The organism is Mesorhizobium sp. M7A.F.Ca.AU.002.02.1.1, assembly GCF_003998535.1.
GTDB classification, from domain to species: domain Bacteria; phylum Pseudomonadota; class Alphaproteobacteria; order Rhizobiales; family Rhizobiaceae; genus Mesorhizobium; species Mesorhizobium ciceri.
Window position 1 is genome coordinate 1 of the sequence record NZ_RZPB01000070.1, and the last position, 14328, is coordinate 14328.

The following is a 14328-nucleotide window of genomic DNA, read 5'->3' on the forward strand; positions in this document are numbered from 1 at the left end:
CCGGGCGGCGAATGTCCTTGGCCGTGCGAACCACGACCGCCTTCATCACATCGCCCTTCTTCACGCGGCCGCGCGGAATGGCTTCCTTGATCGACACCACGATGATGTCGCCCACGGAAGCGTATTTCCGCTTCGAGCCGCCCAGCACCTTGATGCACATGACACGACGGGCGCCGGAATTATCCGCGACGTCGAGGTTTGTTTGCATCTGAATCATGACTGGCCGCCTTCTTCTCTTCTAACGGGATGGGCTCAAAGCCCCTCCCCGGTCTGTCCAAAATTCGTTGTTTACGCCCGAGGTCAGGCTTGGTCCGAAGACACGACGATCCAGCGCTTGTCCTTGGAAATCGGCTTCGATTCCTGGATGAACACCTGATCGCCAACCTTGTGGGCGTTGTTCTCGTCGTGCGCCTTGTACTTCTTGGTCATGCGCACGGTCTTCTTCATCACGGGATGCGTGAAGCGCCGTTCGACCTTGACGACAACCGTCTTCTCGTTCTTGTCGCTGACGACGGTGCCCTGCAGAATGCGCTTTGGCATGGTTTTCGTCCTTAAGCCTTCTTAGCCGCGGACTTTTCCGCAGCGATGGTCTTGATACGCGCAATGTCCTTACGAACCTGTCTCACGCGCGCGGTCTTCTCGAGCTGGCCGGTGGCCTTCTGGAAGCGCAGGTTGAACTGCTCCTTCTTCAGGCTGGCCAGGTCGTCGGTCAGCTGGTCCTGGGTCTTGGTCCGGATGTCTTCGGCTTTCATGATCAGCCCGTCCTTATTCTGCGATGCGCTGCACGAAGCGCGTCTTGACCGAGAGCTTGGCCGCGCCGAGACGCAGTGCCTCACGGGCGGTTTCTTCATTGACGCCGTCGATCTCGAACATGATGCGGCCTGGCTTGACGCGCGCCGCCCAATAATCGACCGCGCCCTTGCCCTTACCCATGCGGACTTCGGTCGGCTTCGAAGTGACCGGCACGTCCGGGAAAATACGGATCCAGACGCGACCAGCGCGCTTCATTTCACGGGTGATCGCGCGGCGGGCCGCCTCGATCTCACGTGCGGTGACGCGGTTCGGCTCAAGCGCCTTCAGCCCGAAACCACCGAAATCCAGGTTGGTGCCGCCCTTTGCGGTACCATGGATACGGCCCTTGAACTGCTTGCGGAACTTTGTGCGCTTTGGCTGCAGCATCGTTCTAACTCCAAATTCCTAAATGTCTCAGGCGTTTTCGCGACGACGACCGCGTTCGCGATCACCACCACCGCCATGCGCTGCATCGCTTTCGCTGGCCCGACGCTCCGAAGCCATCGGGTCATGCTCAAGGATCTCGCCCTTGAACACCCAGACCTTGACGCCGCAGATGCCATAAGCCGTGTGCGCTTCGGCCGTACCGTAGTCGACGTCCGCACGCAGCGTATGCAGCGGCACGCGACCTTCGCGATACCATTCCATACGCGCGATCTCAGCGCCGCCGAGGCGGCCGGCGCAGTTGATGCGGATGCCTTCGGCACCGAGGCGCATCGCCGACTGAACGGCACGCTTCATGGCGCGGCGGAACGCGATACGACGCTCGAGCTGCTGGGCGATCGACTGGGCGACCAGGGTCGCGTCGATCTCCGGCTTGCGCACTTCAACGATGTTGAGGTGCGTCTCGGACTTCGTCATCTCCATCAGCTTCTTGCGAAGCTTCTCGATGTCGGCGCCCTTCTTGCCGATGATCAGACCCGGGCGCGCGGCATGGATGGTGACGCGGCACTTCTTGTGCGGACGCTCGATCACGACCTTCGAGATGGCAGCCTGCTTGAGCTCCTTCTCGAGATACTTGCGGATCTTGATGTCCTCATGCAGCAGCTTGCCGTACTCGCCGGTGTTCGCGAACCAGCGCGAATCCCAGGTGCGGTTGATGCCGAGGCGAAGACCGATCGGATTGACTTTCTGGCCCATTATGCGGCCTCCCCTTTTTCTTCGACTTCACGAACGACGATCGTGAGGTGCGAGAACGGCTTCTCGATACGGCTGGCGCGACCGCGGCCACGGGCATGGAACCGCTTCATGACGATCGACTTGCCGACATAGGCTTCCGCCACGATCAGCGCATCGACATCCAGGTCGTGGTTGTTTTCCGCGTTGGCGATTGCCGATTCCAGCGTCTTCTTGACCGTGCCGGAAATCCGCTTGGCCGAGAATTCGAGATCGGAAAGCGCTGTCGCGACCTTCTTGCCGCGGATCAGCGCGGCAACCAGGTTCAGCTTCTGCGGGCTGATACGGATCGTGCGCAATACGGCGCGCGCTTCGTTATCAGCAAGCCTGCGCGGAGCTTTGGCCTTGCCCATGATTATTTCCTCTTCGCCTTCTTATCCGCGCCGTGACCGTAATAGGTCCGGGTCGGAGCGAATTCACCGAACTTGTGACCGACCATGTCCTCGTTCACCGAGACGGGAACATGCTTCTGGCCGTTGTAGACACCGAAGGTGAAGCCGACGAACTGCGGCAGGATGGTGGAGCGACGGCTCCACATCTTGATCACCTCATTGCGACCACCTTCACGAACCTTGTCCACCTTCTTGAGAAGGTAGCCGTCAATGAAGGGGCCTTTCCAAATCGAACGAGTCACTTGGCGTTACCTCTTCTTAGCTCTTGCGCTGATGGCGCGAGCGCAGGATGAACTTGTCGGTCGCCTTGTTGGACCGCGTCTTCTTGCCCTTGGTCGGCTTGCCCCAGGGCGAAACCGGATGGCGGCCACCCGATGTGCGGCCTTCGCCGCCGCCGTGCGGATGGTCGACCGGGTTCATGGTCACGCCGCGATTGTGCGGGCGCTTGCCACGCCAGACCGTGCGACCGGCCTTGCCGTCATTGATGTTGCCGTGGTCCGGATTGGACACGGCGCCAACAGTGGCCATGCAGGAGCCGTGAACGACACGCTGCTCGCCCGAATTGAGGCGCAGGATCGCCATGCCCTGGTCACGACCGACCAGCTGACCGTAACCACCTGCCGAACGGGCGACCTGAGCGCCCTTGCCCGGCTTCAGCTCGATGTTGTGGACGATGGTGCCGACCGGCATCGAAGCCAGCGGCATCGCATTGCCCGGCTTCACGTCGACCGATTCACCGGACACGATCTTGTCGCCGGGAGCCAGACGCTGCGGAGCGATGATGTAGGACAGCTCGCCATCCTCATACTTGATCAGCGCGATGAAGGCGGTGCGGTTCGGATCGTACTCAATGCGCTCGACCGTGCCGACGACGTCGAACTTGCGGCGCTTGAAGTCGATGATGCGGTACGAACGCTTGTGACCACCGCCGATGAAGCGGGCGGTGATGCGACCGTGATTGTTGCGGCCGCCCGACTTGGTCAGGCCTTCGGTCAGACCCTTGACGGGCTTGCCCTTGTAGAGGCCCGAGCGGTCGACGATGACCAGCTGACGGGTGCTGGGCGTTACCGGGTTGAATTTTTTCAGTGCCATTGTTCTGTCCTCGCGGCCTTGCTCAGAGACCCGTCGCGACGTCGATCGACTGGCCATCGGCCAGCGTCACAACCGCCTTCTTGACGTCGCTCTGGCGGCCAACCGTGCCACGGAAGCGCTTGATCTTGCCCTTGCGGACAAGCGTGTTCACGGCCATCACCTTGACGCCGAACAGCGCTTCGACGGCGGCCTTGATTTCCGGCTTCGACGCCTTCTTGGCGACGTTGAAGACGACCTTGTTCTGCTCGGAGGCCATGGTCGACTTTTCGGTGATCGCCGGCGAGACGATCACGTCGTAATGACGAAGGTCGGTCATTTAAAACGCTCCTCGAGAGCCTCGACGGCGGCCTTCGAAAGGACCAGCGTGCCGCGGCGCAGAATGTCGTAGACGTTGATGCCCTGGATGGGCAGCACGTCGATGTTGGGGATGTTCGTCGCCGCCAGCTTGAAGTTCTTGTCAAGCTCGGCGCCGCCGATCAGCAAAGCATTGGTCAGGCCCAGCGTCGCGAAATTCGCGATCAGCGCCTTCGTCTTGGCCTCGGTCAGCTTCAGCTCGTCGATGATGATGATCGACGCGCTCTTGGCCTTGGCCGAGAGAGCATGCTTGAGGCCGAGAGCGCGAACCTTCTTCGGCAGTTCGTGCTCGTGGCTGCGAACGACCGGGCCGTGGGCCTTGCCGCCGCCGCGGAACTGCGGAGCGCGTGCCGAATGGTGACGGGCGCGGCCCGTACCCTTCTGCTTGTACATCTTGGCGCCGGTGCGCGCGATCTCGGCGCGACCCTTGGTCTTGTGCGTGCCCTGCTGCTTCTTGGCAAGCTGCCAGCGCACGACGCGCTGCAGGATGTCTTCGCGCGGATCAAGGCCGAAAATCTCGTCGGAGAGTTCCACCTTGCCGGCGTCCTTGCCGCCCAGCGTTGTGATCTTGAGATCCATTATTCCGCTCCCTCTGTGGCCGGAGCCTCGTTCTTGGCGCCACTTTCGGCAGCAACGGCGCGGATCGCGGCAGGCTTCGGCGCATTGGCCGGCAGTGCCACCTTGGCCGCATCGCGAACCAGGATCCAGGCGCCCTTCGATCCGGGAACCGCACCGCGGATCAGGATCAGGCCGCGGTCGGCGTCGGTCGATACGATCTCGACATTCTGCGTGGTGACGCGGGTGTCGCCCATGTGGCCAGCCATATGCTTGCCCTTGAACACCTTGCCCGGGTCCTGGCGCTGGCCGGTCGAACCGTGCGTACGGTGCGAAACCGAGTTACCGTGCGTTGCACGGCCACCGCCCATGTGGTGGCGCTTGATGACGCCCTGAAAGCCCTTGCCGATCGTCGTGCCCGTCACATCGACCTTCTGGCCGGCGACGAAGTGCTCGACGGTGATCTCGGCGCCGACATCGATCATGTTGTCGGCGGAGACGCGGAACTCGGCGACCTTCGCCTTCGGCTCGACGGAAGCGGTCGCGAAATGGCCGCGCATCGCCTTCGACGTGTTCTTCACCTTGGCAAGGCCAACGCCGAGCTGAACGGCGGTGTAGCCATTCTTCTCTTGCGTGCGCTGGGCCACGACCTGGCAGTTCTCCATCAGGAGAACGGTGACGGGAACATGTTCCCCGGCATCGTTATAGATGCGGGTCATTCCCACCTTCTTTGCAATCACACCTGAACGCATCGGTTCAATTCCTTTAGAGTTCCGGGCCAGGGGCACCGCCCCTTACCGCGCTCTCATTCCCTTAGAGCTTGATCTCGACGTCGACGCCGGCGGCCAGATCGAGCTTCATCAAAGCATCGACCGTCTGCGGGGTCGGATCGACGATGTCGAGCAGACGCTTGTGCGTGCGCATCTCGAACTGCTCGCGGCTCTTCTTGTCGACGTGAGGCGACCGGTTGACCGTGAACTTTTCGATCCGCGTCGGCAGCGGAATGGGGCCGCGGACGTTTGCACCGGTACGCTTGGCCGTCGACACGATTTCCTTCGTCGAGGCGTCGAGCACGCGGTGGTCAAACGCCTTAAGGCGGATGCGGATATTCTGTCCGTTCATGCGTCACTTCCTTGTTCTGGCGCGGCGCGGGCAACTCCCGCGCCCGCGACAGATCGGTTTAAGTCCAAATTACTCTTTGATGGTGACGACGATGCCGGCACCGACGGTGCGGCCGCCTTCACGGATAGCGAAGCGCAGCTTCTCTTCCATGGCGATCGGCACGATCAGCTCGACATCGACCGTGATGTTGTCGCCCGGCATCACCATCTCGGTGCCTTCCGGCAGCGACACGATGCCGGTCACGTCGGTCGTGCGGAAGTAGAACTGCGGACGGTAGTTGGTGAAGAACGGCGTGTGACGGCCACCTTCGTCCTTGGTCAGGATGTAGGCTTCGGCCACGAACTTCTTGTGCGGCTTCACCGTGCCCGGCTTGGCCAGAACCTGGCCGCGCTCGACACCTTCACGATCAACGCCGCGCAGCAGCGCGCCGATGTTGTCGCCAGCCTGGCCCTGATCGAGCAGCTTGCGGAACATTTCCACGCCCGTGCAGGTCGTCTTGGTCGTCGGACGGATGCCGATGATCTCGAGTTCCTCGCCGACCTTGACCACGCCGCGCTCGACGCGGCCGGTCACGACCGTGCCGCGGCCCGAGATCGAGAACACGTCCTCGATCGGCATCAGGAACGGCTTGTCGAGCGGACGAACCGGCGTCGGGATGTAGGCATCGACCGCAGCCATCAGCTCGCGGATCGCGTCTTCACCGATCTTCTTGTCCGAGTCTTCGAGAGCAGCCAGAGCCGAACCCTTGACGATCGGAATGTCGTCGCCGGGGAATTCGTTCTTGGTCAGAAGCTCGCGAACCTCGAGCTCGACCAGTTCGAGCAGCTCGGCGTCGTCGACCTGGTCGACCTTGTTCAGGAACACCACGATCGACGGCACGCCGACCTGACGGGCCAGCAGGATGTGCTCGCGGGTCTGCGGCATCGGGCCGTCGGCAGCCGACACGACCAGGATCGCGCCGTCCATCTGCGCGGCGCCGGTGATCATGTTCTTCACATAGTCGGCGTGGCCGGGGCAGTCGACGTGAGCGTAGTGGCGGTTGGCCGTCTCGTATTCGACGTGAGCCGTCGAGATCGTGATGCCGCGCGCCTTCTCTTCAGGGGCAGCGTCGATCTGGTCGTAGCGCTTGTATTCGCCAAAATACTTGGTGATCGCCGCCGTCAGCGACGTCTTGCCATGGTCGACGTGGCCAATCGTGCCGATGTTCACGTGAGGCTTGTTACGCTCGAATTTACCTTTTGCCATTGTCTCTTTCCTTGGACGGCCCGGATCTTCAGTTCGGTCGAAGACCTTCAGTTCAGTCGAATGCGGGGCGATTAGCGACAAAGGCCAAAAAACACAAGCGTCTTTTGGCCGGGTGCCGTCTCACTCAGTCCGAACCATCGATCCGATTGCGGGGATGTGGCGCTGATATAGGAAGGCTCCGGGCAAAATGAAGGGGTAGCGGGCCGACCGATCGAGGCCGCGAAAGCGCCGGCTTGCTTGCCCGGCCCTGTCTGAATCATGGCCAGGCCATGGACCATTGCCGCCGCCATCCGCCTCTGATCTTGTGGCCGGATGCATTTCATCCCTGTCTCTATCCGCGGCCCGCTGTTCATGATCGTCTCGACGGGGTCGTATCTCGTCAACGATACAATGATGAAGCTCGCGACGGCGGGCCTGCCGTCTTATGAGGTGCTGTTTCTGCGGGGTGCCGCGGCGGCCCTCTGGGGCTTCCCGCTGCTGTTCGCGCTGGGCTACGGCAAGCAGATCCCGCTGATCTTCGACAAGCGCGTCCTGAGCCGGAACGTGCTCGAGCTGGCGGCGATCCTTTGCTATGTGGTCGCGCTCGCCAACATGCAGATCGCCGATTCCACCGCGCTCGGCCAGATCACGCCGCTCTTGATGCTGGTTGGCTCCTCGATCCTGTTTGGCGAGCGGATCGGCGGCCGGCGCATGGCGCTGATCGGGCTCGGCTTCGTCGGCGCGCTGATGGTGGCGCAGCCGACCATGCAAGGCATTTCGGTCTATGCCCTGCTGGCGCTCGGCAACGCAGCCCTTGCAGCGGCGCGCGACCTAGCCGGCCGGCGGGTCTCGGCCGAGGTGCCGGGGATGATCGTGGCGATTTCCGCCGTCGTGGTGGTGCTGATCGGCGCCGGCGCCGCGCATCTTGTTTCCGAGCGCTGGGTCATGCCCGGGGCGCATCACCTGCTGCTGATGGCAGGTGCTGGATTTTTCCTGATCTTCGGCCACTTCTTCATCTTCATGGCCTATCGCGTCGGACCGACCAGCGCCGTGGCGCCGTTCTACTATTGCTTCACCGTCTGGGCGGTCATTTCGGGCCTGCTGGTGTTCGGGCAATTCCCCAACACACTGGCGGTCTGTGGCATCCTGCTGGTCGTCGGCAGCGGGCTGACCATCGTGTCGCTGGATCAGCGCCAGCGCCGGTTGGCCGTCGTCGCCTAGCCTCGTTTCATTGCGGGAACGCCGATCTTTGTTTTCGCCGCCCCGATGCCATAGGCAAGCCACAGCCGGGCATACCGGCCTGAAGCCGGTCTTGCCTTCAGAAACTCGAAACCTCAGACGATCCGCAGGCGCCTAAAGCGTCCGCCTTGCGCTGAACTGATGGTAGGCCCACAGAACAACCACCGCCCCGATGACGGCAACGATCAGGCTGTAGATGTTGAGACCGGTGACGCCTGATGCGCCGAAGGCACTGAAGATCAGCCCGCCGACAATGGCGCCGACGATGCCCAGCACGATATCCATTATGACACCCTGGCCGGTCTTGTTGACGATCTTGCTGCCTATGAAGCCGGCGACCACGCCGAGAATGATCCAGCTGATGATACCCATTTTTTCCTCTCCATCCCCTCGCCAGCCGAACATTTTCATATGATTGTCAAAACCTCAAGCCAGCTTGAAATTCCGCCCGAATGCTTCATTGTTGAGGAGGGGTCGGGCCTTGGTCGCTATGGAGGATCCACGATGGGACTTTTTGACAACGCCGTTCCCGGCGGCAACATCACCAAACCTCTGATGATCGCACTCGGCGCATTGCTGGTCGGCAAGATGCTGAGCGGCAGAAGTGCCGAAGAGCCGGAACAGTCTCCCGTGCCCGCTCCGACCGCCCCCGTCCCGACGGAAACCACATCCGCCGACGGTGGCCTGCTGGGCGGCCTGGGCGGACTGCTCGAAAAGCTCCGGGACGCCGGTCACGGCAACACCGCGGACTCCTGGGTCGGAACCGGCCAGAACCAGTCGATCAACGCCAACGATCTTGGCGCCGCGATCGGACCGCAGATCATCCGCGAGATCGCGCAACGGACCGGACTGGACGAGCAGGAACTGCTCAAGCAACTGTCCACCGCCCTGCCCGGCATCGTCGACAAGCTGACGCCGAATGGCCAGGTGCCGCAGCAGCACCAGGTCGCATCCGCGTTCAACAGCTGACGCGGCGCAGCCACGACAATTGGAGCGCTGCGCTTCGTGCGCAGTGCTTCGGCTTGCCGGTGATGGGATGAGTGTCTGGAGCGGGTAGCGGGAATCGAACCCGCATATTCAGCTTGGAAGGCTGCTGCTCTACCACTGAGCTATACCCGCGCCTTACCTGAAGTACCGGATTCATCCGAAAAGCGCCATGCACTTTTCGGTCCGATTCTTGTCGCGTTTCAGGGCTTCCGGGCCGGCAGTGGTGGAGAGGGTTGGATTCGAACCAACGTAAGCTAAGCTAACGGATTTACAGTCCGTCCCCTTTAACCACTCGGGCACCTCTCCAGTCTGCCGCCGGAGCCATGCAACGAGGCATTCACGCCGATCCGGACCCGAGTTATGTGTTCTCCGAAACCAGCGCAGCGCCTTATGGCGGCAAGGCCATTGGGTGTCAACCGCGCAGCCAGCGTTTTTCGATGTTGTTCGCCGGCTGTGACGGCGGGCCATATCCTTGGCCGGAGGACACCGCTATAGAAGCCAGCCATGAGCGATAAAACCAACACCCCCAAAGACACCCATTACGCCAAGCTGCGCCGCGCCTATCGCGACGAGAAAAGCGGCGGCGCGCCGGCGTTCCGGCCTCGACAGCCGGTTCCGCCGGGCGAAAATGCCGCGGACGGACTGGTGCGGCTCTACGGCCTGCACACGGTTCGCGCCGCACTCGACAATCCGCGCCGCAAGATCAGGAAGATGCTGGTGACGCGCAATGCGGCCGAGCGCCTCGAAATCGCCGATCTCGCCGCCCTGCCCTTCAAGACGGAACTGGTCGAACCCAGGGATATCGACAAGATCACAGGGTCGGATGCCGTGCATCAGGGTGTGCTGATCGAGGCCGAGCCGCTTAAAGCCAAGCGGCTCGATGCGCTTGGTGACGCGAATCTGGTGCTGGTGCTCGACCAGATCACCGACCCGCACAATGTCGGCGCCATCCTGCGCTCGGCGGTCGCCTTCGGCGCCGGCGCGCTGATCACCACGGCCCGCCACAGCCCGCAGGAATCGGGCGTGCTGGCGAAATCCGCCTCGGGCGCGCTGGAGCACATCGACCAGATCGAGGTGAAGAACCTCGCCGAAGCGCTCGGCCAGCTGCACGAGGCCGGCTTTCGCACCATCGGGCTTGATTCGGACGCGCCGGCCGAACTCGAAAAGAGCTTTGCCGGAGAAAAGATCGCCCTGGTGCTGGGCGCCGAAGGCAAAGGCCTGCGCCAGAAGACCCGCGAGACGGTGACCACGCTGGCGCGGCTCGACATGCCCGGCGCCATCCATTCGCTCAACGTATCGAATGCCGCGGCGATCAGCCTTTACGTGGCACGGGCATTTTTGAAGCGCGGCTAAGCCAAAAACATCTCGAAACGAGAAACGGGTTCCGGCCATAGACGCCGGAACCCGTTCTTCGATGGGCCAGGAGTTGGCGGCTTGGGAACGTTGCGCCGCCCTCTCCTGACCTATGCCGCTTTGCCCCGGGTGCCGGCTGCCTCGCTGCCGACCTCGAAATCGGCCATCCTCTCCAGCGCCCTGACCAGGGCCGAATGATCCTCCTTGGCGCCGCCATTGGCCGCGCAGGCGTTGAACAGCTGCTGCGTGGTCGACGTGTTGGGCAGCGACACGCCGAGCGCTTTCGCGCCCTCCAGCGCGAGGTTCAGATCCTTCTGGTGCAGTTCGATCCGAAAACCCGGGGCGAAGGTGCGCTTGACCATACGCTCGCCATGCACTTCCAGAATGCGCGAAGCCGCCAGCCCGCCCATCAGCGCCTGCCTGACCTTGGCCGGATCCGCGCCGGCTTTCGAAGCAAAAACAAGCGCTTCGGCGACGGCTTCAATGGTCAGCGCGACGACGATCTGGTTGGCCACCTTGGTGGTCTGGCCAACGCCGTTGGGCCCGACCAGGGTGATGTTCTTGCCGTTCTTCTCGAACACGGGCTTGGCGCGCTCGAAGGGTTTCTCCTCGCCGCCGACCATGATGGTGAGCGACGCCGCCTTGGCGCCAACCTCGCCGCCCGAGACCGGCGCGTCGAGATAGTCGCAGCCTAGATCGTTGATTTTCCTGGCAAAAATCTTGGTCTCGATCGGTGAGATCGAGCTCATGTCGATGACCAGCTTGCCTTTGGTCAGACCGGACGCGACGCCGTTCTCGTGAAACAGCACATCGGCGACCTGCGGTGTGTCGGGCACCATCAGAATGATGATGTCGGCGGCCTTCGCCACGGCAGCATGGCCGGTGACTGACGTTAGGCCCTTGGCGACGAGATCGGCTGAGAGTTGCGATCGATGGTCGCTGGCTATGATCCTGTAGCCCGCGTCCAACAGGTGCCCCGCCATCGGTGCGCCCATGATGCCGAGGCCGATGAAGCCGATGGTTTCCATTTTGGTTCTCCAGTTGCTTGTGTGAAACGCCCCCTCATCCGGCCGCTAGCGCGGCCATCTTCCCCCGAGGGGAGAAGAGAAGCCGACGTTGGTGCCTGTCTCTTCTCCCCACCGGGGAGAAGGTGGCCCGAAGGGCCGGATGAGGGGGCGCGGCGTTGGCTAGGCCGCAGCACTTCCCTGCCCGGCTAATGCTTGAAACCACCCCAGCCCAGCCTCCGTCCCGGCCTTCGGCTTGTATTCCGCCCCGATCCACCCGGAATAGCCGATGCGGTCGATGTGCTCGTACAGGAAGGGAAAATTGATCTCGCCCGTCCCCGGCTCGTGACGGCCTGGATTGTCCGCAAGCTGGATATGCGCGATGCGGTCGAGGTTTACCTCGATGGTACGGGCGAGATCCCCCTCCATGATCTGCATGTGATAGATGTCGTATTGCAGGAACAGGTTCTTCGACCCGACACGGTCGATAAGCGCCAACGCCTGATCGGTATAATTGAGAAAAAAGCCCGGGATATCGCGCGTGTTGATCGGCTCGATCAGCAGCCTGATGCCGGCCTGCTCCAGCTTTTCCGCCGCGAAGGCAAGGTTTTCGGCAAAGACGTCCTCCAGCACCTTGCGGTCGGCGCCGGTGGGCACGATGCCGGCTAGGCAATTGACCTGCTGGCAGCCGAGCGCCTGCGCGTAGGTGATCGCCTTGGCGATGCCCTGGCGGAATTCCGGCACGCGGTCCGGCAGCACGGCAATGCCGCGTTCGCCCTTGCCCCAGTCGCCGGCCGGCAGGTTGAACAGCACCTGGGTCAGGCCGTTCTTCTTCAGCCGGGCGGCGACGACATCGGGCGCATGGTCATAGGGGCCGATATATTCGACGCCCTTGAAGCCGGCGCGGGCGGCGGCATCGAAACGGTCGAGGAACTCATGCTCGCCAAAGAGCATCGAAAGATTGGCTGAAAAACGCGGCATTCTTTTTCTCCTTTTCTCCGCCAAGCCTAATCCAGCATGACGATCGACGTCGGCGCATCTTCGTGGCTCTCGGCAAGCTCCTCGAATTCGGTGATCTTGTCGATCTCGGTGCCCATCGAGATGTTGGTGACGCGGTCGAGGATGAATTCGAGGACAACCGGAACCCGGTGTTCTTTCATCAACCGCTGCGACTCCTTGAAGGCACCGGCGAACTCTTCCGGCTTGCGCACCCTGACCGCCTTGCAGCCCATCGCCTCGGCGACGGCAACATGGTCGACGCCATAGCCGGCCTCGGGATCGCCTGCCCGGTTGATGTTCTCGAAGGCAAGGTCGACCTCGAAGTCCATCGAGAAACCCCGCTGCGCCTGGCGGATCAAGCCGAGATAGGCGTTGTTCACGACGACATGGAGATAGGGCAGCTTGTGCTGTGCACCGACCGCCAGTTCCTCGATCATGAACTGGAAATCATAGTCGCCCGACAGCGCCACGATGGTGCGGTCGGGATCGGCGGCGCGCACGCCAAGGGCAGCCGGCAAGGTCCAGCCGAGCGGGCCGGCCTGGCCGCAATTGATCCAGTTGCGCGGCTTGTAGACATGCAGGAACTGCGCCCCGGCGATCTGCGACAGGCCGATCGTGGTGACATAGGTGACGTCGCGGCCGAACGCCTTGTTCATCTCCTCATAGACACGCTGCGGCTTCAGCGGCACCTGGTCGAAATGCGTCTTGCGCTTCATCGTCTTCTTGCGAGCCTGGCATTCCTTCGCCCAGCCGGACCAGTCGCGCAGTCTGCCTGCCGTCTTCCACTCGGTGGCGACGTCGAGCAGCATCTTCAGCGCAGCACCAGCATCCGAAACGACGCCGAGATCCGGCGCGAAGACACGGCCGATCTGCGTCGGCTCGATGTCGACATGGATGAATTTTTTGCCCTTGGTATAGACATCGACGGAGCCGGTGTGACGGTTGGCCCAGCGGTTGCCGATGCCGAAGACGAAATCGGCTTCCAGCATCGTCGCATTGCCATAGCGGTGCGAGGTCTGCAGCCCGCACATGCCGGCCATCAGCCGGTGGTCGTCGGGGATCGCGCCCCAGCCCATCAAGGTCGGGATGACCGGCACGCCTGAAATCTCGGCGAATTCGATCAGCAAATCCGACGCATCGGCGTTTATGATGCCGCCGCCGGCGACGATCAGCGGCTTTTCGGCGGCGTTGAGCATCGTCAACGCCTTTTCGGCCTGGGCGCGCGTCATGGCCGGCTTGAACGGCGTCAACGGCTCATAGGCATCGATGTCGAATTCGATCTCGGCCAGCTGGACGTCGACCGGCAGGTCGATCAGCACCGGACCCGGCCGCGACGAGCGCATCAGGTGAAAGGCCTTCTGCAGCGCCATGGGGACGAGATAGGGCTCCATGACCGTGACCGCCCATTTGGCGACCGGCGCGGCAATGGCTGATATGTCGACGGCCTGGAAATCCTCCTTGTTCAGCCGCGCCCGCGGCGCCTGGCCGGTGATGCACAGGATCGGAATGGAATCCGCAGCGGCCGAATAGAGCCCGGTGATCATGTCGGTGCCGGCCGGACCCGAAGTGCCGATGCACAGGCCGATATTGCCTGCCTTGGCCCGGGTAAAGCCTTCCGCCATGTGCGAGGCGCCCTCGACGTGACGGGCAAGCACGTGGCGGATCGTTCCCCTCGCCTTCAGCGCCGAATAGAACGGATTGATCGCCGCGCCCGGCACGCCGAAAGCGCAGGAAATGCCTTCCTTTTCGAGAACGAGAACCGCGGCATCGACAGCGCGCATCCTGGCCATTTTCCAGCCCTCCACGGGTTTGTCATTGTTGGATTGGCTGAGGATGCCAGCACGCCGGCTATTTTTCAATTTTTTCAGAATATTTTTTCATTTAGAGAAAACAACGGCTATATGCTGATTTTATTGGATTTTCCGTTTTCTAGGAATCCGGCCTGCGATTTTAGTGAAAAACTTTTTCATTGTGCATTTGGCGAGATCGGTCGAGAATGGCGCCATGGAAACCACGGAACAACGCCAGCGCGGCCGGCC

Annotated in this window: 20 protein-coding genes, 2 tRNA genes and 1 pseudogene; 4 read left to right on the forward strand and 19 right to left on the reverse strand. The window is 62.2% G+C overall.

Features of this window, described 5'->3' with window-relative positions:
* The 13 genes from EN879_RS07125 to tuf all read right to left on the reverse strand — a co-directional run.
* The coding region (locus tag EN879_RS07125) for an uL14 family ribosomal protein (RefSeq protein WP_206520925.1) at positions 1 to 217 on the reverse strand (217 nt) is incomplete at its 3' end.
* Positions 218 to 300: 83 nt separating this feature from the next.
* The gene (gene rpsQ, locus EN879_RS07130; protein WP_010909280.1) at positions 301 to 540 is read right to left on the reverse strand and encodes a 30S ribosomal protein S17; all 240 of its coding nucleotides are present in this window, start codon (positions 538 to 540) and stop codon (positions 301 to 303) included.
* Between the two features lie 11 nt (positions 541 to 551).
* Positions 552 to 752 (reverse strand): 50S ribosomal protein L29, encoded by a 201-nt coding sequence (gene rpmC, locus EN879_RS07135; RefSeq protein ID WP_006205459.1) that lies wholly within the window; start codon positions 750 to 752, stop codon positions 552 to 554.
* 13 nt (positions 753 to 765) lie between these two features.
* Positions 766 to 1179 (reverse strand): 50S ribosomal protein L16, encoded by a 414-nt coding sequence (rplP, locus tag EN879_RS07140; protein ID WP_013531427.1) that lies wholly within the window; start codon positions 1177 to 1179, stop codon positions 766 to 768.
* Positions 1180 to 1206: 27 nt separating this feature from the next.
* Positions 1207 to 1932 (reverse strand): 30S ribosomal protein S3, encoded by a 726-nt coding sequence (gene rpsC / locus EN879_RS07145; RefSeq protein WP_013531426.1) that lies wholly within the window; start codon positions 1930 to 1932, stop codon positions 1207 to 1209.
* Positions 1932 to 2321, reverse strand: a complete 390-nt coding sequence (gene rplV, locus EN879_RS07150) for a 50S ribosomal protein L22 (RefSeq protein ID WP_006205462.1) — start codon at positions 2319 to 2321, stop codon at positions 1932 to 1934. The genes rpsC and rplV overlap by 1 nt, the downstream gene beginning before the upstream one ends.
* Before the next feature lie 2 nt (positions 2322 to 2323).
* Positions 2324 to 2602: a 30S ribosomal protein S19 gene (gene rpsS, locus EN879_RS07155; RefSeq protein ID WP_006205463.1), complete on the reverse strand. Its 279-nt coding sequence runs from the start codon at positions 2600 to 2602 to the stop codon at positions 2324 to 2326.
* A gap of 16 nt (positions 2603 to 2618) precedes the next feature.
* On the reverse strand, positions 2619 to 3452 hold the full coding sequence (rplB, locus tag EN879_RS07160) for a 50S ribosomal protein L2 (protein WP_013531425.1): 834 nt from the start codon (positions 3450 to 3452) through the stop codon (positions 2619 to 2621).
* 22 nt (positions 3453 to 3474) lie between these two features.
* Complete coding sequence (locus EN879_RS07165) at positions 3475 to 3768, reverse strand: 50S ribosomal protein L23 (RefSeq protein WP_013531424.1); 294 nt, start codon at positions 3766 to 3768, stop codon at positions 3475 to 3477.
* Positions 3765 to 4385: a 50S ribosomal protein L4 gene (gene rplD, locus EN879_RS07170; RefSeq protein WP_013531423.1), complete on the reverse strand. Its 621-nt coding sequence runs from the start codon at positions 4383 to 4385 to the stop codon at positions 3765 to 3767. The genes EN879_RS07165 and rplD overlap by 4 nt, the downstream gene beginning before the upstream one ends.
* Positions 4385 to 5113: a 50S ribosomal protein L3 gene (gene rplC, locus EN879_RS07175; RefSeq protein WP_013531422.1), complete on the reverse strand. Its 729-nt coding sequence runs from the start codon at positions 5111 to 5113 to the stop codon at positions 4385 to 4387. Before rplC ends, rplD begins: the two co-directional genes overlap by 1 nt.
* A 61-nt stretch (positions 5114 to 5174) precedes the next feature.
* Positions 5175 to 5483, reverse strand: a complete 309-nt coding sequence (gene rpsJ / locus EN879_RS07180; RefSeq protein ID WP_010909272.1) for a 30S ribosomal protein S10 — start codon at positions 5481 to 5483, stop codon at positions 5175 to 5177.
* 69 nt (positions 5484 to 5552) lie between these two features.
* A complete protein-coding gene (tuf, locus tag EN879_RS07185) occupies positions 5553 to 6728 on the reverse strand; it encodes an elongation factor Tu (protein ID WP_013531404.1) in 1176 nt (391 codons plus the stop codon).
* 312 nt (positions 6729 to 7040) lie between these two features.
* Here tuf and EN879_RS07190 point away from each other — a divergent pair, with 312 nt between their 5' ends.
* A complete protein-coding gene (locus EN879_RS07190; RefSeq protein ID WP_063168074.1) occupies positions 7041 to 7928 on the forward strand; it encodes a DMT family transporter in 888 nt (295 codons plus the stop codon).
* A 132-nt stretch (positions 7929 to 8060) separates the two neighbouring features.
* On the opposite strand, the gene EN879_RS07195 is transcribed toward EN879_RS07190, so the two are convergent.
* Positions 8061 to 8318 carry a GlsB/YeaQ/YmgE family stress response membrane protein gene (locus EN879_RS07195; RefSeq protein ID WP_013531402.1) on the reverse strand — a complete coding sequence of 86 codons (258 nt, stop codon included), beginning with the start codon at positions 8316 to 8318 and terminating at the stop codon, positions 8061 to 8063.
* Positions 8319 to 8450: 132 nt separating this feature from the next.
* On the opposite strand from EN879_RS07195, the gene EN879_RS07200 reads away from it, so the two are divergent.
* On the forward strand, positions 8451 to 8915 hold the full coding sequence (locus tag EN879_RS07200) for a YidB family protein (RefSeq protein ID WP_024505802.1): 465 nt from the start codon (positions 8451 to 8453) through the stop codon (positions 8913 to 8915).
* Positions 8916 to 8991: 76 nt separating this feature from the next.
* On the opposite strand, the gene EN879_RS07205 is transcribed toward EN879_RS07200, so the two are convergent.
* Both EN879_RS07205 and EN879_RS07210 read right to left on the reverse strand, forming a co-directional pair.
* A tRNA-Gly gene (locus EN879_RS07205) sits at positions 8992 to 9065 on the reverse strand.
* Between the two features lie 89 nt (positions 9066 to 9154).
* Positions 9155 to 9239, reverse strand: a tRNA-Tyr gene (locus EN879_RS07210).
* Between the two features lie 198 nt (positions 9240 to 9437).
* On the opposite strand from EN879_RS07210, the gene rlmB reads away from it, so the two are divergent.
* A complete protein-coding gene (gene rlmB / locus EN879_RS07215) occupies positions 9438 to 10286 on the forward strand; it encodes a 23S rRNA (guanosine(2251)-2'-O)-methyltransferase RlmB (protein WP_063168075.1) in 849 nt (282 codons plus the stop codon).
* A 110-nt stretch (positions 10287 to 10396) separates the two neighbouring features.
* On the opposite strand, the gene EN879_RS07220 is transcribed toward rlmB, so the two are convergent.
* The 3 genes from EN879_RS07220 to gcl all read right to left on the reverse strand — a co-directional run bounded on the left by EN879_RS07220 (position 10397) and on the right by gcl (position 14079).
* On the reverse strand, positions 10397 to 11314 hold the full coding sequence (locus EN879_RS07220; RefSeq protein ID WP_127273994.1) for a 2-hydroxy-3-oxopropionate reductase: 918 nt from the start codon (positions 11312 to 11314) through the stop codon (positions 10397 to 10399).
* A gap of 159 nt (positions 11315 to 11473) precedes the next feature.
* Positions 11474 to 12271, reverse strand: a complete 798-nt coding sequence (gene otnI, locus EN879_RS07225) for a 2-oxo-tetronate isomerase (protein ID WP_063168077.1) — start codon at positions 12269 to 12271, stop codon at positions 11474 to 11476.
* 26 nt (positions 12272 to 12297) lie between these two features.
* Complete coding sequence (gcl, locus tag EN879_RS07230) at positions 12298 to 14079, reverse strand: glyoxylate carboligase (RefSeq protein WP_127273995.1); 1782 nt, start codon at positions 14077 to 14079, stop codon at positions 12298 to 12300.
* A 33-nt stretch (positions 14080 to 14112) separates the two neighbouring features.
* Between gcl and EN879_RS39340 the strand changes: the two are divergent.
* A pseudogene (locus tag EN879_RS39340) lies at positions 14113 to 14328 on the forward strand (hypothetical protein); the annotation flags it as partial.